We start from the raw sequence: 24,117 nt of genomic DNA, 5'->3' as shown, positions 1-24,117 counted from the left end.
TCTGGCCAGCGGGACGAGGGGCAGGACATGCGCGGCGAAGTGCTTCACTATGACGAGGACCAGGGTTTTGGTTTCATCTCCGGGGCCGACGGCAACCGCTACACGTTCGCGCGCGAGGATCTGCGCCGAGAGGCGACGATAGGCAGGGGCACGGCCATCGAGTTCCAGCCGGCTGGCGGACGGGCACGCGAGGTTTTTTCGATCCGTGTCCAGGCTGCCAGTCCGACGGACGCAACCGTGGCCCCGTCTCAGGCCGGCAATGCGCCCGTGGTGCCGCAACATTTCGGCCGTTTCGCTGAAAATGCTCCCGCCACCGACATTTGGAGCTACTTCCGGCGGGGCCTTACTGAAAATTACTTCAATTTCTCCGGCCGTGCCCGCCGCAAGGAATATTGGGGCTATTGCCTGTTCTGGACGATCGCGCTGATCGTGGTCGTCGGCGTCGGCCTCTTCATCGACGACGCGATGGGCCATCTTGACGAATTGCCGGCAGTGACGGTCGGTCTTTGCGGCGCGTTTGTGCTGGCGACAATCCCGCCTTGGATCGGACTGAACGTGCGTCGCCTGCACGACATCGGCCTGACCGGCTGGCTTTTTCTGGCGGTGCTCATCCCGACCATCGGCTGGCTGATCATCCTGGTCTTCGCGCTGATCCCGACGCAGGCCCGTGAAAACCAGTGGGGCCCGGTGCCGGCGGGGGTCAGGGCCTAGCTGGTCGACACAGCGATTTTGAGGGGCTGGAAGCCGGGCGGACGTCGATCGCCAGCAGGCTTAGCCCAGGAACCTGGCGATGATCGCGTCGCCCATCTCAACGGTGCCGACCTCGGTCATGCCAGGGGAAAGAATATCCCTGGTGCGCAAGCCCTGGTCGAGCACGGCGGCGATGGCGCTTTCCAGGCGATCGGCCTCAGCCACCATGCCGAAGGAATAGCGCATGGACATGGCGAAGGAGGCGATCATGGCGATCGGGTTGGCGATGCCCTTGCCCGCGATGTCGGGCGCCGAACCGTGCACCGGTTCGTAGAGCGCCTTGCGCTTTTTCGTCTTGGCATCCGGCGCGCCGAGCGACGCCGACGGCAGCATGCCGATCGAGCCGGTCAGCATGGCGGCGATGTCGGACAGCATGTCGCCGAACAGGTTGTCGGTGACGATGACGTCGAATTGTTTCGGCCAGCGCACCAGCTGCATACCGCCGGCATCGGCCAGCATGTGGTCGAGCTTGACGTCGCCATATCTGGCCTTGTGCGTCTGCGTGACGACCTCGTTCCACAGCACGCCCGACTTCATCACATTGCGCTTTTCCATCGAGGTGACGTGGTTCTTGCGCGTGCGTGCCAGCTCGAAGGCGACGCCCGAGATGCGCTCGATCTCGAAGGTGTCGTAGACCTGGGTGTCGATGCCGCGCTTCTGGCCGTTGCCGAGATCGATGATCTGCTTCGGCTCGCCGAAATAGACGCCGCCGGTGAGCTCGCGAACGATCAGAATGTCGAGCCCTTCGACCACCTCCTGCTTGAGCGAGGAGGATGCCGCCAGCGCCGGATAGCAGATGGCCGGCCTGAGATTGGCGAACAGCTCCATGTCCTTGCGCAGCCGCAGCAGTCCGGCTTCCGGGCGCACCTCATAAGGCACCGCATCCCATTTCGGCCCGCCGACGGCGCCGAACAGCACCGCGTCGGCGGCCATCGCCTTGGCCATGTCGGCATCGGAAATCGCCGCGCCATGCGCGTCATAGGCGCAGCCGCCGACCAGCCCCTCATCGGTGACAAAACCGCTGTCGAGCTTGTCGTTCATGGCGGCGATCAGCTTCTTCACTTCGGCCATCGTCTCGGGGCCGATGCCGTCGCCGGCGAGCAGGAGAAGATTTTTCGAAGCCATCCGGAACCGTCCTAATTGTGGCGCATGAAATCGGAATCGATTTCGCAAAGCATCATGCGCAGAAACAAAATTCTACAGCGTCCCTTTTCGCGGCCAAAGGACGCGCGGCGCTGTCGTGAGCCGCGGCCTTGCTAAACGCCAAGAGGCTCACGCGCAAGCGTTTGGTTCAGAGCATGTTTGTCGATGAACGCGCCTCGACAAGGTCGCGCAAGCTCCTGCGCCGCCATCGAACTCAGCGCTTCAGTGCCGTCACTTCGATCTCGATCTTCATTTCCGGCTTGTTGAGCTGACAGACGATCATCGTTGCCGCCGGCCTGATGTCGCCAAACACCTCGCCCAGGAGCGGAAAGACGATGTCGACGAAAGCCGCGTCGGTGATGTAGTAATGCGCCCGCACCACATCGGCCATCTCAAAACCGCCATCCTGCAACGCCTTGGCAATCGTCGCCAGGCAATTGCGCGTCTGCGCCTCGACCGTCTCCGGCATTGTCATGGTCGCATAGTCGTAGCCGGTCGTTCCGGAAACGAAACACCAGTCGCCCTGCACCACGGCGCGCGAATAGCCGGCGGCCTTCTCGAAGGGCGAGCCGGTGGAGATCAGTTTCCGCATGGTTCCCTCGCATATTCTTCAGGCGATATTGAGCTGAAGAGGTGCCTTCCGGCTATGGGCCAGGCGGGGGGGATCGACAGTGCAAAACCGTTATAGGCAGGCATGTCGGCCCTGCGTTCGATCGCAGCGAGGTCGAGCGAGGCGGGCTCGAACTCCTCAAGGCAAAAGCTCGACCCATTCTGGATTGGTCTTCTCGATCAGTCGGTCTTCCATTGGCGCAGTGGTGGATACAAGCGCCGTTCTGAGCCGCAGCATTCTACGGCTGAAGTCACGGAATGGATCCCAGGGTCTGCGCTCCGCTTCGCGTCGCTCCGCCCTAGGATGACGAAGGCGTTGGCCTGTGGCAAATCGCCAACGTTGAGATTGGCGGCTGGGGGCAGGCCGGCCACCAATGATCACCTACTGTCCCCTGAGGTTCAGCCAAAAGAGCCAAAGCCCTCCGTGCAGAGAAAATGGTTAGCTCTTTCGGCTCCGCGCCGCCAGCGTCCTCAGCCTCAGCGCGTTGAGGCGGATAAAACCTTCGGCGTCCTTCTGGTCGTAGGCGCCGCGGTCATCCTCGAAGGTGACCAGCGCGTCGGAATAGAGCGTCTTGTTCGACTTGCGGCCAGTGACGATGACGTTGCCCTTGTAAAGTTTCAGCCGCACCGTGCCTTCGACGTCTTCCTGGCTCTTGTCGATCATCGCCTGCAGCATCAGCCGCTCGGGCGCGAACCAGAAGCCGTTGTAGATCAGCTCGGCGTAGCGCGGCATGAACTCGTCCTTGAGGTGGGCGGCGCCACGGTCGAGCGTGATCGATTCGATCGCCCGGTGGGCTGATATCAGGATGGTGCCGCCGGGGGTCTCGTAGACGCCGCGTGATTTCATGCCAACGAAACGGTTCTCGACAAGATCGAGCCGGCCGATGCCGTTGTCGCGGCCGAGATCGTTGAGCGCCGCCAGCATCGTCGCCGGCGACAGTTTTTTGCCGTCGAGCGCGATCGGATCGCCCTTCAGGAATTCGATTTCGATCTCGGTGACCTTGTCCGGCGCGTCCATCGGCGAGATGGTGCGCTGGTGGACGAATTCCGGCGGCTCGCTCCACGGGTCTTCCAGCACTTTGCCTTCGGAGGACGAATGCAGAAGATTGGCGTCGACCGAAAACGGCGCGTCGCCCTTCTTGTCCTTTGGCACCGGGATCTGGTGCTGCTCGGCGAAGTTGATCAGGTCGGTGCGCGACTTGAACGACCAGTCGCGCCATGGCGCGATGACCTTGATGTCGGGATTGAGCGCATAGGCCGAAAGCTCGAAACGGACCTGATCGTTGCCCTTGCCGGTGGCGCCATGCGCAATCGCATCGGCGCCGGTTTCTTTTGCGATCTCGACCAGGTGCTTGGAGATCAGCGGCCGGGCGATCGAGGTGCCGAGCAAATAGGTGCCTTCATAGACGGCGTTGGCGCGGAACATCGGGAAGACAAAGTCGGAGACGAACTCCTCGCGCACGTCGACGATGCGGATATCCTTAATGCCCATCATCTCGGCCTTGCGCCGCGCCGGCTCCAGCTCGCCGCCCTGGCCGAGATCGGCGGTGAAGGTGACCACCTCGGCGCCAAGCTCGGTCTGCAGCCATTTCAGGATGATGGAGGTGTCGAGGCCGCCGGAATAGGCGAGCACGACCTTCTTGACGGCTTTTGCTTTCGACATTTGGCTGTTCCGCGACAGAGGTTCTCGTCGGGCGAGGTATCACGGCCTTTCCGGGCTGCGCAAGGGACGAACAGTGTTCCGGAGGGCAATCGTTCCTTCCGGGCGTTTGCACCGCCCCTCACCTGCCTGCCGGCATCCTCTCCCTGTATAGTGACGGGGAGAGGAGGCGGCTTCATCGGTTTCGCCAAACTCTAACGCTGCAAGAATGGCGCTGAGGCTGCGGCCAGCCCTTTCTCCCCGTCACAATACGGGGAGAAATGCCCGGCAGGGCAATGAGGGGCGGCGCCGACATTTGACGATTGGCTTCACGAGTTGGGCGCGATTGTTTGTCGGAGTCTCGCTATACCAGACGCCGTGCTTGCGAGAAGCTGGCGCGGGCTTGGCACCTGCGCTATAGGCTGCGCTTTCTTTATCCAGGGGCCCGCAGATGTCCTTCATTCCCGACACCACCACGCTGATCCAGTTCGCCATCGCCACCGTGATCCTGGCGATCACGCCAGGCCCCGACATGACGCTGTTCGTGTCGCGCACGCTGAGCCATGGCCGCGCCACCGGCTTTGCCTCGATGGCCGGCGCGCTGTTCGGCACGCTGATCCACACCACGCTGGTGGTGGTCGGCATCTCGGCGCTGATCGTCGCCTCGCCGATGTCTTTCCTGGCCCTGAAGATCTTTGGCGCCGGCTATCTCGTCTTCCTGGCGTGGCAGGCGATCACCAAGGGTTCGGCGTTTTCGCCCGAGAAGCAGAGCGGGCCGGAGATTTCGCTGTTTCGTGCGTGGGCGGCAGGGCTCGGCGTCAATCTGCTCAACCCGAAGATCATCCTGTTCTTCATGACCTTCCTGCCGCAGTTCGTCTCGGCGCATGATCCGAACTCGCCCGGAAAACTGTTCTTCCTCGGCGCGATGTTCGTCGTTTTGTCGATCCCGGTAACAGCGCCGATGGTCTTTGCGGCAGAAAAGTTCTCGAGCGCGATGAAAGCCAGCCCGCGGGTAACGCGCGTCGTCGACTATCTGTTCGCCGGGGTGTTTTCGGCCTTCGCGCTCAAGATCCTGACCGCCCAGGCGAAGTAGACCTATTCTTGCTTGACCATGATCGTTTCCGAAAACCGGTCTCCACTTTTCGGGATCATGGTCCGATCTGCCGCCAGCTTCCGGCCGAGCGCCCGGCGCTCAGCCAGTAGAAAATGCCGCCGACCATGCCGCTGCCGATCACGGCAGCGACGACGCGCGGGTCGGTGATCTCGAAATTGGCGTCGGCGGTCTGGTGGGCGAAGCCGAGGAAGACCGCCGCGACCACTGCGCCCGCCAGCGCATAGAACAGCCAGTCGCGCCGTCCGAGGATTTCCGAGACGAGAATCGCCACCGTTGCCGGCATAAAGGCGAAATAGGCGACGAACAACGCAACGAAGGGGATTGAAAAATACAGCGAGGCCGTCGCCGCCGGCTGCACATGCTCCGGCGTATAGCCCAGCGACGCCAGGAACATGACGTTGAGGAAAGCGCTGGCCGCCAGCGCGGCAACGCCATAACCGATCAGGATGATGGCGAAGCGGATGAAGTAGGCGACAAGGCGGGTCACGCCTCGCCGTGCCCCGCGATCATCATTGCTTCCAGCGCGAGCCGATCGACCTTGCGCATGCGCTCGGATTCCGACTTGAGCTGGCCGCAGGCGGCGAGGATATCGCGGCCGCGCGGCGTGCGGATCGGCGAGGCATAGCCGGCATTGTTGATGTAGTCGGCGAATTTCTCGATCGTCTCCCAGTCCGAGCACTGGTAGTTGGTGCCCGGCCACGGATTGAACGGGATCAGATTGATCTTGGCCGGAATGCCTTTGAGCAGCTTGATCAGTCCCTTGGCGTCCTCGATCGAATCGTTGACGTCCTTCAGCATCACATATTCGAAGGTGATGCGGCGGGCGTTCGACAGGCCGGGATAGGCGCGGCAGGCGGCGATCAGCTCTTTCAAGGGATATTTTTTGTTGATCGGCACCAAAAGGTCGCGCAGATCGTCATTGGTGGCGTGCAGCGAGATCGCCAGCATGACACCGATCTCGTCGCCGGTGCGGAAGATCTCCGGCACGACGCCGGAAGTCGACAGCGTGATGCGTCTCTTCGACAGGGAAAGCCCGTCGCCGTCGGACGCGATCAGCAGCGCCTTCTTCACCGCCTCGAAATTGTAGAGCGGCTCGCCCATGCCCATCATGACGATGTTGGACACTTTCCGGCCCTCGGCCGGAACGACGGCGCCATCGGGCGTGTCGCGGTCGGGGAAATCGCCGAGCCGGTCGCGGGCGGTCAGAAGCTGGGCGAGGATTTCCTCCGCGGTCAGGTTGCGCACCAGCTTCTGCGTGCCGGTGTGGCAAAAGGAGCAGGTCAGCGTGCAACCGACCTGCGAGGAGATGCAGAGCGTGCCGCGGCCTTCTTCGGGAATGTAGACGGTCTCGATCTCGACCGGCCGGCCGGCGCCGCGCGGCGGAAAGCGAAACAGCCATTTGCGCGTGCCGTCGGAGGAAATCTGCTCCTCGACGATCTCGGGCCTGGCGACGGTAAAATGCTTGCCGAGCTCGGCGCGCAGATCCTTGGAGATGTTGAACATACCGGCAAAGTCGGAGACGCCGCGCACATACATCCAGTGCCAGAGCTGCTGGGCGCGCATCCTGGCCTGGCGCTCCGGCACGATGCCTGATGCAACGAGCGCAGCGCCAAGCTCGGCGCGGGTCAGGCCGATCAGCGACGGATTTTCCGCCGGCGCGGCGCGGGCGCGCAACGCGTCACGGGCGCCTTCAGTGGTAAGGTCGAATGAGAGGGTCATTGTTGCGCCAATATAAGCGATTTACGGCCGATTACAGCATCGTGCCCGAAATGAAGCGCGGCGCATAGCACAGCTTGACGGCGGAGTCATGCAGGCGGCGGTTTCCTTCTCCCCTTGTGGGAGAAGGTGGATCGGCGCGTAGCGCCGAGCCGGATGAGGGGTGCTGGAAGGAATGAGACGTTGGTGTTCCCTGGAACACCCCTCATCCGTCGCCTTCGGCGACACCTTCTCCCACAAGGGGAGAAGGGAAGACCGCACCTAATTATTGGCTATTTGCACCTGGCGATGGACGACAGCGCCGCCGAAATGCCTTTCAGCGAAAAGACGTAGGTGGTGGTGTTGCCGCGGCCGGACTTCGCCTGCACCTTCATGTCGCTGCCGGTTTTCATCGCGGCGATCAGCACCGGCTCCTCGGCGGCGTTTTCGACCCAGGCCGACTTGCCGCGGGTGAACATCGAAAAGCTCTTGCCGTCGATGGTAACGGTGGCCTTGGAGTTTTCCTGGAAATTGTAGCCGGCGATGAATTGCGGCTCGTAAGACACTTGCTGTCCCGGCCGCTGGCTGACGAAGAAGAACATGTCGCCATGGTCAAGCGTCGGCGGCTGCTTGTCGGTCGGCACGGTCAACACATAGCAAACCTTGCCGCCCGACGCCTGGTAGCTGTAGGTGCCCCAGGCATTGTGCTGGCCGATCTTGGTTGCCGACTGCGCCAGAGCCGGCGCTGTCATGGCCACCAGTGCCAGGCTCGAAATTGTAGCAATCAATCCGCGCATCGCTTTTCCCATATATGGTGCGGAGGCAGGCCGGCTCGGCGTCCTGCCCGTCGCTTCATTTTGATTTAATCTGGGTTACCAAACGGTGAAGTTCCCTCAGGAAAAGGACATCCACCCCAGGAAACCGCCGCCATCCTTGCGCCCGTCGCTCGAAAGCGGCAGTTGCAACGTCCCTTTCGCGACTTGGATGCCACGAAAGCGGCAAGAGTTTGACTTTTCTGCCTTATCGCCGGCTCAGCCGTTGTCGGCAATCGCCTGTTTGGCGGCGAGCCGATGCGCTGACGTGATGTGGGCTTTGACGGTGGTGATCGCGGCGGTCAGCACGGCGATGTCGTCGGTAAAGCCCAGTCCGAGGACGAAGTCGGGGATGACGTCAGCCGGCAGCACGAAATAGCCCAGCGCCGCCACCAGGATGCCCTTGGCGCGCAGCGGCGTGTTCTTGTCCATGGCGCAGTAGTAGGCGGCGACCAGTTCCTCCATGAACGGGATCTGCCGGGCAGCCCGCTTGGCCGTGCGCCAGAATTTCTCGCGCACTTCGCTCTCGTCGCCCGGCTTGCCGCCAAAGCCGAAGAAATCAAAACCTGATTTTTGCGCCATCAGTCTCTCCTAACGAGGCTGCGCATGGCGTTCCACGCGCGCCTGCCAGCGGAAAATGTGGTGAAAGCGCCAGTCCACTACAAGAGCTCGGCCGTTCTGCGGTCTGAAAATCAGGCTACGGCGTCGACAGTTCTCCAACGACCTGACCGAAATAGCGGCTCATCGTCCTGGCCAGTTCGAAGTCGAGCGCGGTCAGGCCGCCGGCATCATGGGTGTTCAGCGTCACGTTCACCGTGTTGTAGACGTTCGACCAGTCGGGGTGATGGTCGATCTTCTCCGCCGCCAGGGCGACGCGGGTCATGAAGGCGAAGGCTTCGGAAAAATCGCTGAATGTGAAGCTGCGCGCGATCGAGCCGCCATCCTCGGCCAGCGACCAGCCGTCGAGCCCGGCCAGCGCCTCGGCGGCCGCCTCCCTGCCCAGTTTCTCTCTCGCCATGGTCGCTTCCCGTGCTATCTGGATTTGCAGTCTTCAGCATAGTGCCGGATCGATGAGCGCCAAGCCGATAAAATCCATTCTCTTCGTCTGTCTCGGCAATATCTGCCGCTCGCCACTGGCGGAGGGCGTGTTGCGCGCCGTCCTGGCAGAGCGCGGCCTCGATCGGGATATCCTGCTCGATTCGGCCGGGACCAGCGACTGGGAAGCCGGTTCGGCACCCGACCCGCGCTCGATCTCGATCGCCAAGCGGCACGGCGTCGATATTTCCGGACAGACGGCGCGCAAGCTGGCGCCGGACGATTTTTCGCGTTTCGACCTCATTCTCGCCATGGACCGATCGAATCTCCGGGATCTTAAAGCGCTGGTGCCTGCCGCCATGCGCGACCGTGTCCATCTGTTCCTCGAGTTCGCCGAGGGAAAGGTGGGCGACGTGCCGGACCCCTATCATCAGGGGCCGGAGGCGTTTGCCTCGGTCTACCGCATGATCCGCGAAGCGTCGGAGGCGCTGGCGACGCGGCTCGATGCACGGCTGTCGGCGCCCGACAGCGGCCAGGCCTCCTCGACGATGTAGGGTCCGCCGCCGACCGAATCGCGCGACGACATCAGGACGAAGCGGCCGACACGGAAGGGCAGCGTCGAAAAATTGCCGCGCGCCGAAAGATACTGGGCGACGTCGAGCGGGCTCGAATTGCGCAACCTGGCCAGCGTCACATGCGGCATGAATTTGCGCGGGTCGGCGGGGATGCCGAGGCGCTGGCAGATGCGCTCGATCTCGGCTTGCAGCGCCGCAAGATCGGGCGAGAAGGAGACGCCGGCCCACACCGCGTGCGGTTTTTTCTGGCCGAAGGCGCCGACGCCGGACAGTGTCAGCGCGAAGGATGGGCGGTGGACACGGTCGAGCGCGTTGGCGATCTCGTCGGCGACATGGCCCTCGACATCGCCAATGAAGCGCAGCGTCATATGGTAGTTCTCGACGTCGATCCAACGGGCCCCGGGCAGGCCGCCCCGGAGCAGGGACAGCGAAAGGGCGGCATCACGCGGTATTTCGAGGGCGGTGAAAAGACGCGGCATGGCAAGCCTCCTGTCCTCGAATCGAACTCTGCCCCTAGCGAATCATCGAAAATCGAGCGGGGCAAGCGGTTTGTTGGTTGCACCTGGCCTAAAATCAAATCGTGCGGGGAATGCGTGGCATCATCGAAATCCGGTCCCTTCAAGAGTCGCCCTTAACCACGGCAATGGCTTTCTCGACATCCGGCAGTATGCGCTCGACCATGCGGTCGACGCCCTTGGCATTTGGTGCAGACCGTCCTCAAGTTGCATAGCTGGTTCGCCAGCGACGCCGTCGAGAAAGAATGGATAGAGCGTGACGCCGTGTTTTTCCGCCAGTTTCGGGAAGATCGCGTCAAAGCCGTTCTGGTAGTCGGCGCCGAGATTGGGGGCGGCGCGCATGCCGGCCAGCAGCACGGCGATGTTGCGCTGCTTCAGCTTCGCCAGCATGGCGTCGAGATTTTTTTGGGTGATATCGGGAGAAACGCCGCGCAGCATGTCGTTGGCACCGAGTTCGAGAATGACAAGCTGCGTGCCGTCCGGCACCGACCAGTCGAGCCGCGACAGGCCGCCACTCGACGTATCGCCGGATACGCCGGCATTGGCGACGGTCACATCGTGGCCCTTGGCGCGGAGTGCTGCCTCAAGTTTCCGGGTGAAGCCTTCGTCCGGTCCGAGGCCAAATCCTGCCATCAGGCTGTCGCCGAAACCGACGATCGTGAACGGCTCGGCGCGCGCCGAAGAAATGGCGCCGCAAATTCCGAGGAAAAGGACGAAGGCTGCGGCAAGTCGGTGTTTGAAAGCCATGCGGCAGGGCCCCATATGACCGAGAACATTATACTGGCGGTAGGCGGAATTCTGCCCTCCCTTTCCCATATAGGACGATTTTATTTTGACAGAAGCCGTCATCGCGCTGAAAAACGTATCGCTGACGCTCGGCGAAGGAGCGTCTTCCGTCCATGTGCTAAAGGGCGTCAGCCTCGACGTGGCAAATGGCGAGGCAACCGGCATCGTCGGTCCGTCGGGCTCGGGAAAGTCGACGCTGCTGATGGTTTTGGCAGGCTTGGAAAGGGTCGATTCGGGTACGGTACGGATTGCCGGCGAATTGCTGAACGGAAAGAGCGAAGATCAGATCGCATCGTTTCGCGGGCGAAACATCGGCATCGTCTTCCAGTCTTTCCACCTCATTCCCAACATGACGGCGCTCGAAAATGTCGCAGTGCCGCTGGAACTAGCCGGCCATGCCGATCCGTTCGGGGTGGCGGCACGGGAGCTCGAGTCGGTAGGCTTGAGCGACCGCGTCACTCACTATCCCGGCGAATTGTCCGGCGGCGAACAGCAGCGTGTGGCGATCGCCCGGGCGCTGGCGCCTTCGCCGCGCATCCTGATCGCCGACGAGCCAACCGGCAACCTGGACCAGGCGACGGGACGGCAGGTCGCCGATCTGCTGTTCGCCAAAGCGGCCGAGCGCGGCATGACGCTGGTGCTGGTCACCCACGATCCGGCGCTCGCCGCACGCTGCTCCCGGCAGGTGTCGATGCGGTCGGGCCGGATCGAGGATGCGCCAGAACCAGTTCCAAAGCCTGGCAAGGTGCCGGCCTGATGCCGCTGTCGCGCACGCTGAAGCTCGCCTTCCGCTTCTCGCTGCGCGAGATGCGCGGCGGGCTGTCCGGCTTCCTGATCTTCCTTGCCTGCATTGCGCTTGGCGTCGCGGCGATCGGCGGTGTCAATTCGGTGGCCCGGGCGATTACCGCCGGTGTCGCCAACGAAGGCCAGTCGCTGCTCGGCGGCGATCTTCGTTTCCAGCTCAATCAGCGCGCCGCGACGCAAGCCGAGCACGTCTTTCTTGACGGGCTGGGCACGGTCTCGCACAGCGCCAACATGCGCTCGATGGCGCGGCTCGAGGACGGCTCCGACCAGGCGCTGGTCGAAGCCAAGGCGGTCGACGGCGCTTATCCGCTCTATGGTGCGCTGCAGATCGAGCCGGCGCTGTCGAAGCAGGAATTGTTCGGCGAGAAACCCGGTGTTTTCGGCGCCGCCGCACCCGACCTTTTGTTCGAGCGGCTGAACCTTCGGATCGGCGACCGGCTGAAGCTGGGCAGCGCCACCTTCGAACTGCGCGCCCGGCTCGTCAACGAGCCGGACGCGGTATCCGACGGCTTCGGCTTTGCGCCGCGGCTGATGATCTCGACGGACGGGCTTGCCGCTTCCGGTTTGATCCAGCCCGGCAGCCTGGTCGAGAACGCCTACAAGGTGCGCCTGCCCGGCGGCACCGGCGAGACGCGCATAAAAGCCATTCAGGATCAGGCGGCGGAGGAGTTTCCCGAGTCCGGCTGGTCGATCCGCACGCGCAGCAATGCAGCGCCGGCGTTGTCCGCCAATATCGAACGGTTTTCGCAGTTCCTGACGCTGGTCGGGCTGACGGCGCTGGTGGTCGGCGGCGTCGGCGTGGCCAATGCGGTGCGCGCCTATCTCGACGGCAAGCGCGGCGTCATTGCCACCTTCAAGAGCCTGGGAGCTTCGGGCGGTTTCGTTTTTGCCGTCTACCTGGTGCAGATCCTGATGATCGCCGTGCTTGGCATCACGCTCGGCGTCGTGCTTGGCGCGCTGATGCCGTTCGCGGCGAGCGCGGCGCTGCAGTCGATCATTCCGGTGCCGGCGGAGGGCGGATTCTATCCCGGCGCGCTCGGCATGGCGGCGCTGTTCGGGCTGCTGGTGACGCTGGCTTTCGCCTTGCTGCCGCTCGGCCGGGCGCGCGACGTGCCGGCGACGGCGCTGTTTCGCGAAATGGGTTTTGAGGGCCGCGGCTTTCCGCGCCCGCTCTACACGGCGGCGGCGCTCGGCATCGCGCTGCTGCTGGCGGCGCTGGCCATTCTGTTTTCCGGCGACCGCTACATCGCCTCGATCTTCGTCGGCGCCACCATTTTTGCTTTTTTGGTGCTGCGCCTTGTCGGCGCGCTGGTGCAGTGGGCCGCCAAAAGGAGCCCACGCGTTGGTTCGACGGTGCTCAGGCTCGCCATCGGCAACATCCATCGGCCGGGCGCCTTGACGCCGTCGGTGGTGCTGTCGCTGGGACTGGGGCTGACGCTTCTGGTGACGCTGGCGCTGATCGACGGCAATCTCAGGCGGCAGATTTCCGGCAGCCTGCCGGAGCGGGCGCCGAACTTCTTCTTCGTCGATATCCAGAGCAGCGATGTCGATGCGTTCTCGGAGCTGGTCGGCAGGGAGGCGCCGCAAGGCACGCTGGTCAAGGTGCCGATGCTGCGCGGCCGGGTGATGGCGCTGAACGGCGTCGACGTCGACAAGGTCAAGGTCCCGGCGGAAGGGGCCTGGGTGCTGCGCGGCGATCGCGGGCTGACCTACGAGGCCAGAATTCCTGCGAATGCGACGCTGACCGAAGGCACATGGTGGCCGGACAATTATGCCGGCGAGCCGCTGGTGTCGTTTTCGGCCGAGGAAGGCAAAGAGATCGGGCTGAAACTCGGCGATACCGTCACCGTCAACGTACTCGGCCGCAACGTGACGGCGAAGATCGCCAATTTCCGCCAGGTCGAGTGGGAGACGATGGGCATCAATTTCGTCATGGTGTTCTCGCCCAGCACATTTGCCGGCGCGCCGCACAGCTGGCTGGCGACGCTGACCGAAAAGGGCGCGTCGCCGGCCGACGATGCCCGTCTTCTCAACGCCGTCACCCGTGCCTTTCCCGCGGTGACGACAGTCAGGGTCAAGGACGCGCTCGACATCGTCAACCGGCTGGTGGCGCAACTCGGCACCGCTATCAGGGCCGCGGCTGGGGTGGCGCTGATCGCCTCGGTGCTGGTGCTGGCCGGCGCGTTGGCGGCCGGCAACCGCGCCCGCATCCACGATGCGGTGGTGCTGAAGACGCTGGGCGCCACCAGGAAGACGCTGATCGCGGCCTTTTCGCTGGAATATATGCTGATCGGCCTCGCCACCGCGATCTTCGCGCTGGCGGCAGGCGGCATTGCGGCGTGGTTCGTTGTCGCGCGCGTCATGACGCTGCCGTCGCATTTCATGCCCGATGTGGCGGTGGCCACAATAGTCTTTGCCTTGCTGGTCACGGTCGGCATCGGCCTCGCCGGCACCTGGCGGGTGCTGGGCCACAAGGCGGCGCCGGTGCTGCGCAATCTCTGATCTGCAAGGGTCGGCAAGCTCAACGCGACCGGGATTTGGTTAAATCTTGTTAATGTTGGGCTTCGGACGGCCGATAAATCCAGATTTTTGCTACTTCACGAAGCATTACGCCCGGTTACGGTCTTGTTCTTGACGCCAATAACCATCATATTTCGCGGCAGGCATGCTGGAGCCCCGCCAGCGGCGCCTCGGTCCAAATCGACCGGACACCGGACGGGGCAGAAGCAATATGAGGATTTCCATGGCTGAACCCGTTCGCAATTATCAGACGCGTGCCGTGCCCGGCGTCGGCGTCGATGCTGCTATCGACCAGGGCCTGCGCGCTTATATGATCAAGGTCTACAATCTGATGGGGCTTGGCCTCCTCATCACCGGCCTCGCCGCGGTCGGAACGATCATGCTGGCCACCACCACCGATCCGGCTTCGGCGGTCGCTACGCTGCCGAACGGCGATATGCTGACATCCTTCGGCTACGCGATCTTCGGCTCGCCGCTGAAATGGCTGGTGATCTTTGCCCCCCTGGCAGCGGTGCTGTTCCTGTCGTTTCGCGTCCAGTCGATGAGCGTTTCGGCCGCGCAGACGACGTTCTGGGTCTATGCCGGCCTCGTCGGCCTGTCACTGTCGTCGATCTTCCTGGTCTACACCACCGCCAGCATCTCGCAGACCTTCTTCGCCACCGCCGCCGCCTTTGGCGGACTGTCGCTCTACGGCTACACGACCAAGCGCGATCTTTCCGCGCTCGGTTCGTTCCTGATCATGGGCCTGGTCGGTCTGATCATCGCAAGTGTGATCAACATCTTCCTGCAGTCGTCGGCGCTTTCCTTCGCCGTTTCGGCGATCGGCGTGCTGATCTTCGCAGGGCTGACCGCCTACGATACGCAGAACATCAAGGAGATGTATTTCGAGGGCGACGAGACTGATGTCGCCGGCCGCAAGGCTATCATGGGCGCTCTGAGGCTTTATCTCGACTTCATCAATCTGTTCATGTTCCTGCTGCAGTTCATGGGCGATCGCCGTTAACAACGGCCCCTTGAGTCTGTGGACCAGCGAATTTGGAAAGGGCGGCCTAACGGCCGCCCTTTCCTTCTGTGCCGGCCTTTGCTGTTATAGAAGGCAGATGAACGGCTTGCATAAATTATGAGCAGCATCACGATACGCGGCGCGACAGCGGCCGATCTCGACCGGATCACCGCCATCTATGCCGATGCGGTGATCCACGGCACGGCGAGCTACGAAGTGGAGCCGCCTGATCGTGCCGAGATGGGCGAGCGCTTCGACAGTTTGATAGCGGGCGGCTTTCCCTATCTGGTGGCGGAAAAAGCCGGCATCGTGCTCGGTTATGCCTATGCCGGCGCCTTCCGGGCGCGGCCTGCGTACCGGTTCATCGTCGAAGATTCTGTCTATGTCGCGCCCGAGGCCAAGGGCCATGGCATCGGGCTGAAGCTGATGCAAGGGCTGATCGCGGCGGCCGAGGCGGCGGGCTTCCGCCAGATCATCGCGGTGATCGGCGACGGTCGGCCGGACAGTGCCTCGGTCCGGCTGCATGAAAAGCTCGGCTTTCGCCATTCGGGCCGTCTGGAAGCCTCCGGCTACAAGCTCGGACGCTGGCTCGACACGGTGTTCATGCAACTGCCGATCAATGGCGGGTCTCAGGTTCCGCCCGATCCCAACTCACTGCCGGAACGGAGATTCCGGAAGCACAACAAGTAGTTAGGCCTCGACAAGTTTCAGCGTGCGGTCGAACACGCCAAGCACGCGGCCAAGCTCCTGGCCGCGCTTAAGGATGCGGCCGCCGGCGGCGATGACGGCGAAAGCCCCTTGCCGGCGCGCCAGCTTCGGATCCTTGACGATCTGGAACAGCGGCACCTCGCTGGTGCGACGGAAGACGGAAAAGACGGCGCGGTCGGCAAGATGGTCGATGGCGTAGTCGCGCCATTCATTGGCGGCGACCATGCGCCCGTAAAGCCTCAGGAGTTGGTCCAATTCACGCCGGTCGAACCGCACCGGCTGGTCGAGGCGTTCACGTCTTGCCTCATGCAGCGGGATCAGTATTGCGGATGCGTCCCCATCCTCCGTCCCACTGCCGTGATCAGTCATGCCTCGATCCCTTCGAATGAATCTTACATTAATCAAAGTTGGCGCTTTCGCCATGGAATTGCAAGCCCGGCTGGGGAAAGGCTGGCGGGGCAACGTTTCCGAGGTGTCCAGTCACGTTTATAAAAACGCCCGTTGAAATTGGTGATGCTTTGCCACAATCCTGCCTTCTTTTAACCGCGCTAAAGCCCCAATCTCCGACGAATTTACGGGTGTTGCCTGAGACGGTTCGGTCCGGCACTGGCTCGTAAACCCCAAGCCCCCCGCCCACGGGTCTGCGTCGGATCGAACCAACCTCGGTTTCTCCCCTGGAGAAATCGAGCGCGACGATCCCAAAACCTAAATGACCGGCGTCAGAAGCAAGCTGACGTCGGTTTTTTATTTTATTGGCCGAGTGAATGCGCGGCCTTCCCTTCTCCCCTTGTGGGAGAAGGTGGCCGAGCGACAGCTCGGTCGGATGAGGGGTGCTCCAGCGTGGCAATTTGCTTGAAATCGCCGCCGCCTCATCCCTTCGACGCTGCGCGCCGATCCACCACCCGGGGCGAGTCGTGGGCCTCGCCCGCCCTTCGGGCCCCACCAGGGAGAAGGAGAGGGCGTTCAGGGCTTGTGGATCAAGGCGGCGCCCAGGATGGGACCCGGCATGCCGTCCTTGCCCACCGATTGCAGCAGCACGGCGCAGCCGCCTTTCTTGGTAATCACGCTCATCGGCAGTTCGTAGCGCTGCGCCTTGCCGTGCCACATGCCGGCGGTCTGGATGCCGGAGACGGCGTTCCAATAGGTCATGCTGCGGCCGGTGTTCTCGCCCTTGCCGATCTTGATCGTCTGCGGCGGGTCGAAATAGACGATGACGACATGGGCATCGCTGGGGCCGCTCCCGGCATCGCCGGCGTCGATGATGACGCGGTCGCTGGTCCGGCTGACGTCGATGGGGACCTGCATGCCTTCGCCGGACGTTTCCATGCGGGCGAGCGCGCCGTCGACTTCCTCGCGGCGGGCGCCGTTGACATGGCTGCGGCCGTTGATGACGGCCTGCGGCGTATAGACCGAGCGGCTGCCAAAGGCACGCATATACTCATACTGCCGCTCGGTGTTCTCCTTGCGGCTCAGCGTGTCCTTCCAACCGAGATAATCCCAGTAGTCGACGTGATAGGCGAGCGCGACGATGTTCTCCTTGGCGGCAAGCTCGGCGAAAAACGCATCGGCCGGCAGGCAGGAGCTGCAGCCCTGGCTGGTGAAGAGCTCGACCACGCCCAAGGGCTGGCCGACCAGGGATTTATCTGTCTGAGAGCGGTCGGCCTCGCCGGCAAGCGCATTGGCGGCAAGTCCAGCTCCGGCAAGCACCGAGAGGGCCAGCGCAAACGCCGCAAGCCGCAATGGTCTTCGAGGTGTCATGGCCGTTTCGACTCCCGCCGGTGATGGCCGGCTTTGTTCTGGTTGGCGAAATATGTGGCAGAAGCGGCAGTCAACGGGAAGTCACGTTGCGGTGAAATTCTACCGTTGCGACAAACTGCAAGGGCGCAACAGGATGGGCTACACTTCAAGGTAGATACCGATTCGGGCGACAATCAGCATGTGGCAAACTCACCTGACGCCGGTCGACCTGTACTGCGAGCGGGTCGGGCCACAGTTCTGGGCCGAACCGGTCAACGCACTGACCAATATGGCTTTTCTTGTCGCCGGGCTGTGGGGTGTCCGTGAGGTGCGCCGGCGCGGCACAGGCATCTTCGCCGAAATTCTGGCCTGGTGGGTGGTGGCGATCGGCATCGGCTCGGCGCTGTTCCACACCTTTGCCAACCATGCCACAGTCTGGGCCGACGTGCTGCCGATCGCCGGGTTCACGCTGGCCTACACGCTGTTCAACCTGCGCCGTTTCCTCGCTATGAAATGGGGCAAGGCGATCGCCATCTTCCTTGCCTTCTATGCCGTCACCGGGTTGTTGACCTGGGCCGTGCCGGACTGGCTGCGCCAGGCATCGAACGGCACGACCGGCTACCTGCCGCCCTTCCTGGCGCTCGCCTTCTTCGGCGCCTGGGTGGCGGCGAGCGGCAACCGCGCCGGCTGGTACAATCTGGCGGGCTCGGCGATCTTCGTCGTGTCGGTCACCTTCAGGACGATCGATCCGCTGGTCTGCGGCAGCTTCCCGCTCGGCACGCATTTCCTGTGGCACATCCTCAACGGGCTGATGCTCGGCGTGCTGCTGGCGGCGGCGGCGCGGTTCGGGAAGGGAGGGCAGTAGGCAGTAGGCAGTAGGGGAGGTGTTTCCTGCCCCTACTCCCTACTGCCCTACTCCCTATTCCCTCACCTTATGCTGCCAGATCGCGCAGCACATATTGCAGGATGCCGCCGTTCTTGAAGTAGTCGAGCTCGTCCAGCGTATCGATGCGGCAGATGATCGGAATGTTCTTCACCGTGCCGTCGCCATAAGTGATCTTCGCGATCAACTTCTGACGCGGTTTGATGGCGCTCAGTCCGTCGATTTCGACCAGTTCGTCGCCCTTGAGGTTGAGCGAGGCCCATGAGGTGCCCTCCTCGAAGACGAACGGGATTACCCCCATGCCGACCAGGTTCGAGCGGTGGATGCGCTCGAAGGACTGAGCGATGACGGCGCGAACGCCCAACAGATTGGTGCCTTTGGCCGCCCAGTCGCGCGACGAGCCGTTGCCGTATTCGACACCGGCGAAGATGACCAGCGGCACGCCTTCCTTCTTGTACTCCATGGCGGCGTCGTAGATCGATTTCTCTTCCTTCGACGGATAGTGGATCGTGTAGCCGCCCTCGCGGCCGTTCTCACCCAGCATGTGGTTGCGGATGCGGATATTGGCGAAGGTGCCGCGCATCATCACTTCGTGATTGCCGCGCCGCGTGCCGTACTGGTTGAAGTCGGCAACGCCGACGCCATGATCGATGAGGTACTTGCCGGCCGGCGAGGCCGCCTTGATCGAGCCGGCCGGTGAGATGTGGTCGGTGGTGATCTTGTCGCCGAACAGGCCGAGCACGCGGGCGCCCTTGATGTCGCCGATCGTGCCGAAGCCCGATGTCATGCCAGCGAAGTAGGGCGGGTTCTGCACATAGGTCGAATTGTTGTCCCAGGAATAGGTCTGGCCTTCCGGCGCCTTGACGTTCTGCCAGTATTCGTCGCCCTTGAAGACGTCGGCATATTTGCGGGCGAACAGTTCGCGCGTCACGTTCTTCTCGATGAACTCCTGGATCTCGACCGAGCTCGGCCAGATGTCCCTGAGGTAGACCGGGTTGCCGTCGCGGTCCTCGCCGAGCGGTTCGGTGGTCAGATCCTTGGTCACGGTCCCGGCCAGTGCGTGGGCGACGACCAGCGGCGGCGAAGCGAGGTAGTTCGCCTGCACGTCGGGCGAGACGCGGCCTTCGAAATTGCGGTTGCCGGAAAGCACCGCGGCAGCAATCAAGCCCTTGTCGTTGATGGTTCTGGAGATCGGCGCCGGCAACGGGCCGGAATTGCCGATGCAGGTGGTGCAGCCGAAGCCGACCAGATTGAAGCCGATCTGGTCCAGTTCCTTCTGCAGGCCGGATTTCTCCAGATATTCGGCGACGACCTGGCTGCCCGGCGCCAGCGATGTCTTGACCCACGGCTTCTGCTTGAGCCCGAGCCGGTTGGCGTTGCGTGCCAGCAACCCGGCGCCGATCAGCACGCTCGGGTTCGACGTGTTGGTGCAGGAGGTGATGGCGGCAATGACGACGTCGCCATGGCCAAGGTCATAGTCGGTGCCCTCGACGGCATAGCGCTTGTCGATTTCGACCGCCTTCTTGTATTCGGTTTCCATCGCCTTGACAAAGCCGGCCGGAATGCCTTCAAGCGCGACCCGGCCCTCTGGACGCTTGGGGCCGGCCATCGACGGCACGACACTGCCGAGATCGAGCTCGAGCAGGTCGGTGAAGACCGGATCGGCCGACCCGGTATCGCGCCACATGCCTTGCGCCTTGGCGTATGCCTCGACCAGCGCGATGCGGTTTTCCTCGCGGCCGGACATGGTGAGGTAGCGGATGGTTTCGCCATCGACCGGAAAGAAGCCGCAGGTCGCGCCATATTCGGGCGCCATGTTGCCGATGGTGGCGCGGTCGGCCAGCGTCATGTTGGACAGACCCGGACCGAAGAATTCGACGAACTTGCCGACGACGCCCTTCTTGCGCAGCATCTGGGTGACGGTGAGCACGAGATCGGTGGCGGTGACGCCTTCCCTGAGCCTGCCGGTGAGCCGGAAGCCGATAACTTCGGGCAACAGCATGGAGACGGGCTGGCCAAGCATCGCGGCCTCGGCCTCGATGCCGCCGACGCCCCAGCCGAGCACGCCAAGGCCGTTGATCATGGTGGTGTGCGAATCGGTGCCGACGCAGGTGTCGGGATAGGCGGTGGTTTCGCCGCCTTCAGTGTTGGTCCACACGACCTGGCCGAGATATTCGAGATTGACCTGGTGGCAGATGCCGGTGCCGGGCGGCACGACGCGGAAGTTGCGGAAGGCCTGCTGGCCCCATTTCAGGAATTTGTAGCGTTCCTCGTTGCGCTCGTATTCAAGCTCGACATTCCTGGCGAAAGCCAGCGGCGTGCCGAACTCATCGACGATGACCGAGTGGTCGATGACCAGGTCGACCGGCACCAGCGGATTGATCTTTTGCGGGTCGCCGCCGAGCGAGGCCATGGCATCGCGCATGGCGGCCAGGTCGACCACGGCCGGAACGCCGGTGAAATCCTGCATCAGCACGCGGGCCGGGCGATAGGCGATCTCGACCCCGGCGGTGCCCCTGTCGGTCAGCCAGCCGGCAACCGCCTGGATGCTCTCCTTGGTGACGGAACGGCCGTCCTCGTTGCGCAGCAGGTTCTCCAGCAGCACCTTCATCGAATAGGGCAACTGGGCGATGCCGGTGAGGCCGTTCTTCTCGGCCTCGACGAGGTCGTAATAAACATAGTCGGAGCCGCCCGCGGTCAGCGTGCGGCGGCAATTGAAACTATCGAGGGATTTTGACACGTGCGATCCGTCCTTGTCTGTTCAGCCTGAAAGGGAACGGACGCCGATGGCATGCAATCACGCGCAAAGGTGCGGGTACGGCCATTTCCGCTGTCCGTTCCCAGCCAACCCGAGCCGTTCAAGGCGGCGCGTGCGCTGGTTCGGCGCTAATTCGCTTCCCGTGCCGACCGCTGGCACGGATGCCCCGCATATAGAGAATTTCCTGGAATAGTTCTAGACAGTCGAACGGCTATTTTGTGCGATGCGGCAGCTGCCGTGGCGCGATGTTTTCGGGACGGGCATGGAATGCGGCTGATCGCCGAAAATCTGGGCGGCGAACGCGGCGGCGAGGCGGTTTTTTCCGGCATCAACTTTGCCCTTGGCAAAGGCCAGGCGCTGATCGTCACCGGGCCGAACGGCGCGGGAAAATCGACGCTGCTCAGGGTCGTTGCCGGGTTGCTGCCGGTGGCGGCAGGCCGTTTGCTTGTCGAAGGTGGCGGTGAGGATTTTCCGTCGGTCGCCTCGGCCTGCCACTATCTCGGCCACCAGAACGCGATGAAGACGGCGCTGAGCGTGGCGGAAAATCTGCGCTTCTGGCGCGATTTTTCGGGCGCGGATTTCTTGAGCGCCGAAGAGGCGCTGGCAATGGTCGGGCTTGACGGTATCGGCCATCTGCCGTTCGGCTATCTCTCCACCGGGCAACGCCGCCGCGCGGCGATCGCAAAACTGCTGGTCAGCCGGCGGCCGCTGTGGCTGCTCGACGAGCCGACGGCCGGATTGGACAAGGCTTCGGAAGAGCGATTCGGCCGGCTGATGCGGGAGCATCTGGACGAGGGAGGGATGATTGTCGCAGCCACCCATCTGCCGTTGGGGTTGGAAGGGGCACAAGGGTTGGTTATGGGGGAAACTGGGTAATGTCGGCATTCCTTCGCACCCCCCTCTGTCCTGCCGGACATCTCCCCCGCAAGGGGGGAGATTGGATGTCACCTCGGCTTTCGCCAATCACTGACGTTGAAGAAGAGATGCCTTGCGCGGAACTGCTAATCTCCCCCCTTGCGGGGGAGATGTCCGGCAGGACAGAGGGGGGTGGGCGGGAACGCCATCGTGTGAAAAAAGGCGGCTGCTCTGCAGGAGCGGCTCGCCTATGCTAGCCCTCTTCCTGCGCGATATCCGCCTGAGTATCCGGGCCGGCGGCGGGGCGCTGACCGGCGTGATCTTCTTTCTCGCGGTGATCGCCACGATCCCCTTCGGCGTCGGGCCGGACCTCAATCTGCTTGCCCGCATCGGCCCGGCGATCCTGTGGATCGGCGCCTTGCTGGCTTGCCTGCTCGGTCTCGACCGATTGTTCCAGGCCGACCGGGAAGACGGCTCGCTCGATCTGCTGGTGCTCGGCGACGACCGGCAGATGCTGGCGCTGACCGTGCTGACGAAATGCCTGGCGCATTGGGCAGGAAGCGTGCTGCCGCTGGTCATCGCCGCACCCTTGCTCGGCCTGTTCATGAACATGGAGCCGATCGGGATCGGCGCCACGGCGCTGACCCTTCTGGTCGGCACGCCGGCGATTACCTTCATCGGCGCTGCCGGTGCGGCGGTGGCGGTGGCACTGCCGCGTGGCGGGCTGCTGATCTCGGTGCTGGTGCTGCCGCTGACCATCCCGGTGCTGATCTTCGGCGTCTCGGCAAGCTATGGCGCGGTGGCGAACCCTGATCCGTTTCTGCAGCCTTTCCTCATTCTTGCCGCGCTGACCTTGTTTCTTGCCGTGCTGGGGCCGGTTGCGGCAGCGTTGGCGCTGCGCCATGGAACCGACTGATGGGGCCGGCCATCGTTCGTGATTACGCCATCGTTGGTGATTACAGGGCGTCAAAGGCTGCGGCGCTGCTGTCGATTGCGAAGCCGATGGCGCAGGGTTAAAGGAAGGCATGTTGGAACGAAGCGAAATGGTCCGGCTGAAAGGTTTTGCACCGGAGGAGCGACCCCTATGAGCGCGCATGCGCTCTATGTGACCGCTGCCTATGCCATCACGGCCGTGGTGCTGGCCGGGCTGATCGGCTGGATCCTGCTCGACCAGCGTGCACGCAGACGAGACCTCGCCGAACTGGAAGCGTCCGGCGTGCGGCGGCGCTCCGACAAGGCGGGGAAATCATGAGCATGGAGACGGAAACGCCGGCGCGCTCACGCCGCCTGATCGTGCTGTTGCCGCTGCTGATTTTCCTCGGGCTGGCGGGGCTGTTCCTGACGCAGCTGCTGTCCGGCCGCGACACGTCGGAAGTGCCATCGGCGCTGATCGGCCTGCCGGCGCCGCAGACCAATCTGCCGGCGCTGGAGGGCATGAATTTGCCGGGGCTCGATTCCAGGCAGTTCGCCGGCAAGGTTACGCTCGTCAACGTCTTCGCGTCGTGGTGCGGGCCGTGCCGCGACGAACATCCGCTGCTGCTGGCGCTGTCGCAGGACAAGCGCTTCGTCATCGCCGCCCTCAACTACAAGGACCAGCCGGAAAACGCCCGCCGGTTCCTCGGCGATCTCGGCAACCCGTTCCAGGCGATCGGCGTCGACACGGCAGGGCGCGCGGCGATCGACTGGGGGGTCTACGGCGTGCCGGAAACCTTCGTCGTCGGCAAGGACGGCAAGATCGCCTACAAGCACGTCGGCCCGCTGACGCCGGGCTCAGCACAAGCGCTGCTGCTGCCGGAGATCGAGAAGGCGCTGGCAGCACCCGGCTGATGGCCCCGCCGTTTCGTCATTCTTGGGTCTTCACTCCGCTTTGCGTCGTTACGCCCAAGGATTACGAACGTGATAGGTCGACCGAAGATTCAGCCGTAGACCTGCTTGTGGACCTGGTAGAGCATTTCGCTGCGGTCGGCGCGCATGTCGGCCAGATCGCGGCTGGAAAACGAGTCGATTTCGGCGATGAGGCGGTTGTATTGCCGGCGCTTGGCGATGCTGGTGCGAGCGCGGCTCATGAGCCTGTCGAGAATCATAGCGAGGTTCCTTCTGTGCCGCATTGTTGCGGCAGGTTGTTCCTCCCTGATCGATACGCAGCATGACATAGTTATGGTGCATCGCAAAAAGA

25 protein-coding genes and 1 pseudogene are annotated in these 24,117 nt (G+C 63.2%); 12 read left to right on the top strand and 14 right to left on the bottom strand.

Translation table 11 applies throughout. From position 1 onward, the window contains the following. Window positions 1-27: 27 nt before the first annotated feature. Window positions 28-711: a DUF805 domain-containing protein gene (locus AC0L2R_RS30180; RefSeq protein WP_473513220.1), complete on the top strand. Its 684-nt coding sequence runs from the start codon at window positions 28-30 to the stop codon at window positions 709-711. Window positions 712-771: 60 nt separating this feature from the next. Here AC0L2R_RS30180 and leuB read toward each other — a convergent pair whose 3' ends face one another. The 3 genes from leuB to AC0L2R_RS30165 all read right to left on the bottom strand — a co-directional run bounded on the left by leuB (window position 772) and on the right by AC0L2R_RS30165 (window position 4,165). Beyond that, window positions 772-1,875, bottom strand: a complete 1,104-nt coding sequence (leuB, locus tag AC0L2R_RS30175; RefSeq protein WP_473513218.1) for a 3-isopropylmalate dehydrogenase — start codon at window positions 1,873-1,875, stop codon at window positions 772-774. Between the two features lie 232 nt (window positions 1,876-2,107). Next, window positions 2,108-2,485: a RidA family protein gene (locus AC0L2R_RS30170; protein WP_473513217.1), complete on the bottom strand. Its 378-nt coding sequence runs from the start codon at window positions 2,483-2,485 to the stop codon at window positions 2,108-2,110. A gap of 456 nt (window positions 2,486-2,941) precedes the next feature. Further along, a complete protein-coding gene (locus tag AC0L2R_RS30165; protein ID WP_473513216.1) occupies window positions 2,942-4,165 on the bottom strand; it encodes an argininosuccinate synthase in 1,224 nt (407 codons plus the stop codon). 427 nt (window positions 4,166-4,592) lie between these two features. Between AC0L2R_RS30165 and AC0L2R_RS30160 the strand changes: the two genes are divergently transcribed. Continuing rightward, a complete protein-coding gene (locus AC0L2R_RS30160; protein ID WP_473513215.1) occupies window positions 4,593-5,234 on the top strand; it encodes a LysE family translocator in 642 nt (213 codons plus the stop codon). Window positions 5,235-5,289: 55 nt separating this feature from the next. Here AC0L2R_RS30160 and AC0L2R_RS30155 read toward each other — a convergent pair whose 3' ends face one another. The 5 genes from AC0L2R_RS30155 to AC0L2R_RS30135 all read right to left on the bottom strand — a co-directional run bounded on the left by AC0L2R_RS30155 (window position 5,290) and on the right by AC0L2R_RS30135 (window position 8,780). Further along, window positions 5,290-5,742 carry a hypothetical protein gene (locus tag AC0L2R_RS30155; protein WP_473513213.1) on the bottom strand — a complete coding sequence of 151 codons (453 nt, stop codon included), beginning with the start codon at window positions 5,740-5,742 and terminating at the stop codon, window positions 5,290-5,292. Beyond that, window positions 5,739-6,974, bottom strand: a complete 1,236-nt coding sequence (gene rlmN, locus AC0L2R_RS30150; protein ID WP_473513212.1) for a dual-specificity RNA methyltransferase RlmN — start codon at window positions 6,972-6,974, stop codon at window positions 5,739-5,741. The genes AC0L2R_RS30155 and rlmN overlap by 4 nt, the downstream gene beginning before the upstream one ends. A gap of 269 nt (window positions 6,975-7,243) precedes the next feature. After that, on the bottom strand, window positions 7,244-7,747 hold the full coding sequence (locus AC0L2R_RS30145; RefSeq protein ID WP_091592451.1) for an invasion associated locus B family protein: 504 nt from the start codon (window positions 7,745-7,747) through the stop codon (window positions 7,244-7,246). Between the two features lie 234 nt (window positions 7,748-7,981). Beyond that, window positions 7,982-8,344: a YkvA family protein gene (locus AC0L2R_RS30140; RefSeq protein ID WP_023803329.1), complete on the bottom strand. Its 363-nt coding sequence runs from the start codon at window positions 8,342-8,344 to the stop codon at window positions 7,982-7,984. A gap of 115 nt (window positions 8,345-8,459) precedes the next feature. Further along, entirely contained in the window at window positions 8,460-8,780 is a 321-nt protein-coding gene (locus AC0L2R_RS30135; RefSeq protein WP_091592162.1) for a 4a-hydroxytetrahydrobiopterin dehydratase, read from the bottom strand. A 52-nt stretch (window positions 8,781-8,832) separates the two neighbouring features. On the opposite strand from AC0L2R_RS30135, the gene AC0L2R_RS30130 reads away from it, so the two are divergent. Further along, window positions 8,833-9,351 carry a low molecular weight protein-tyrosine-phosphatase gene (locus AC0L2R_RS30130; RefSeq protein WP_091592165.1) on the top strand — a complete coding sequence of 173 codons (519 nt, stop codon included), beginning with the start codon at window positions 8,833-8,835 and terminating at the stop codon, window positions 9,349-9,351. Here AC0L2R_RS30130 and thpR read toward each other — a convergent pair. Next, on the bottom strand, window positions 9,255-9,851 hold the full coding sequence (thpR, locus tag AC0L2R_RS30125; protein ID WP_027153691.1) for an RNA 2',3'-cyclic phosphodiesterase: 597 nt from the start codon (window positions 9,849-9,851) through the stop codon (window positions 9,255-9,257). The two genes, AC0L2R_RS30130 and thpR, sit on opposite strands and share 97 nt — an antisense overlap. A 139-nt stretch (window positions 9,852-9,990) precedes the next feature. Beyond that, a pseudogene (locus AC0L2R_RS30120) lies at window positions 9,991-10,634 on the bottom strand (arylesterase). A gap of 85 nt (window positions 10,635-10,719) precedes the next feature. Between AC0L2R_RS30120 and AC0L2R_RS30115 the strand changes: the two are divergent. The 4 genes from AC0L2R_RS30115 (at window position 10,720) to AC0L2R_RS30100 (ending at window position 15,690) form a co-directional block, all read left to right on the top strand. Beyond that, window positions 10,720-11,430 (top strand): ABC transporter ATP-binding protein, encoded by a 711-nt coding sequence (locus tag AC0L2R_RS30115; RefSeq protein ID WP_473513210.1) that lies wholly within the window; start codon window positions 10,720-10,722, stop codon window positions 11,428-11,430. Beyond that, a complete protein-coding gene (locus AC0L2R_RS30110) occupies window positions 11,430-13,979 on the top strand; it encodes an ABC transporter permease (protein ID WP_473513208.1) in 2,550 nt (849 codons plus the stop codon). The genes AC0L2R_RS30115 and AC0L2R_RS30110 overlap by 1 nt, the downstream gene beginning before the upstream one ends. Before the next feature lie 241 nt (window positions 13,980-14,220). Then, window positions 14,221-15,000 (top strand): Bax inhibitor-1/YccA family protein, encoded by a 780-nt coding sequence (locus AC0L2R_RS30105; RefSeq protein ID WP_091592171.1) that lies wholly within the window; start codon window positions 14,221-14,223, stop codon window positions 14,998-15,000. A gap of 117 nt (window positions 15,001-15,117) precedes the next feature. Next, complete coding sequence (locus AC0L2R_RS30100; protein ID WP_473513206.1) at window positions 15,118-15,690, top strand: GNAT family N-acetyltransferase; 573 nt, start codon at window positions 15,118-15,120, stop codon at window positions 15,688-15,690. On the opposite strand, the gene AC0L2R_RS30095 is transcribed toward AC0L2R_RS30100, so the two are convergent. After that, window positions 15,691-16,077 carry a DUF2794 domain-containing protein gene (locus AC0L2R_RS30095; protein ID WP_473513204.1) on the bottom strand — a complete coding sequence of 129 codons (387 nt, stop codon included), beginning with the start codon at window positions 16,075-16,077 and terminating at the stop codon, window positions 15,691-15,693. 594 nt (window positions 16,078-16,671) lie between these two features. Further along, window positions 16,672-17,466, bottom strand: a complete 795-nt coding sequence (locus AC0L2R_RS30090) for a DUF1223 domain-containing protein (RefSeq protein WP_473513202.1) — start codon at window positions 17,464-17,466, stop codon at window positions 16,672-16,674. A 178-nt stretch (window positions 17,467-17,644) separates the two neighbouring features. Between AC0L2R_RS30090 and AC0L2R_RS30085 the strand changes: the two genes are divergently transcribed. Beyond that, window positions 17,645-18,310 (top strand): ceramidase domain-containing protein, encoded by a 666-nt coding sequence (locus tag AC0L2R_RS30085; RefSeq protein WP_473513200.1) that lies wholly within the window; start codon window positions 17,645-17,647, stop codon window positions 18,308-18,310. 67 nt (window positions 18,311-18,377) lie between these two features. Here the strand turns inward: AC0L2R_RS30085 and acnA are convergent, their stop codons facing one another. Continuing rightward, window positions 18,378-21,068 (bottom strand): aconitate hydratase AcnA, encoded by a 2,691-nt coding sequence (gene acnA / locus AC0L2R_RS30080; RefSeq protein WP_473513198.1) that lies wholly within the window; start codon window positions 21,066-21,068, stop codon window positions 18,378-18,380. A gap of 285 nt (window positions 21,069-21,353) precedes the next feature. Here acnA and ccmA point away from each other — a divergent pair, with 285 nt between their 5' ends. The 4 genes from ccmA (at window position 21,354) to AC0L2R_RS30060 (ending at window position 23,768) form a co-directional block, all read left to right on the top strand. Further along, complete coding sequence (gene ccmA, locus AC0L2R_RS30075; protein ID WP_473513196.1) at window positions 21,354-21,962, top strand: heme ABC exporter ATP-binding protein CcmA; 609 nt, start codon at window positions 21,354-21,356, stop codon at window positions 21,960-21,962. Between the two features lie 229 nt (window positions 21,963-22,191). Beyond that, window positions 22,192-22,857, top strand: coding sequence for a heme exporter protein CcmB (gene ccmB / locus AC0L2R_RS30070; protein ID WP_023803343.1), 666 nt, complete (start codon window positions 22,192-22,194; stop codon window positions 22,855-22,857). A 168-nt stretch (window positions 22,858-23,025) separates the two neighbouring features. Next, complete coding sequence (gene ccmD, locus AC0L2R_RS30065; RefSeq protein WP_023803344.1) at window positions 23,026-23,193, top strand: heme exporter protein CcmD; 168 nt, start codon at window positions 23,026-23,028, stop codon at window positions 23,191-23,193. Then, the gene (locus AC0L2R_RS30060) at window positions 23,190-23,768 is read left to right on the top strand and encodes a DsbE family thiol:disulfide interchange protein (RefSeq protein WP_023803345.1); all 579 of its coding nucleotides are present in this window, start codon (window positions 23,190-23,192) and stop codon (window positions 23,766-23,768) included. Before ccmD ends, AC0L2R_RS30060 begins: the two co-directional genes overlap by 4 nt. Window positions 23,769-23,857: 89 nt before the next feature. Here AC0L2R_RS30060 and AC0L2R_RS30055 read toward each other — a convergent pair whose 3' ends face one another. Next, the gene (locus tag AC0L2R_RS30055) at window positions 23,858-24,025 is read right to left on the bottom strand and encodes a hypothetical protein (RefSeq protein WP_473513195.1); all 168 of its coding nucleotides are present in this window, start codon (window positions 24,023-24,025) and stop codon (window positions 23,858-23,860) included. Window positions 24,026-24,117 lie beyond the last annotated feature (92 nt).

This window comes from Mesorhizobium sp. WSM4820 (genome assembly GCF_055811075.1).
The sequence above is the reverse complement of the archived record's forward strand: the minus strand, read 5'-3'. Positions and strand labels throughout refer to the sequence as shown.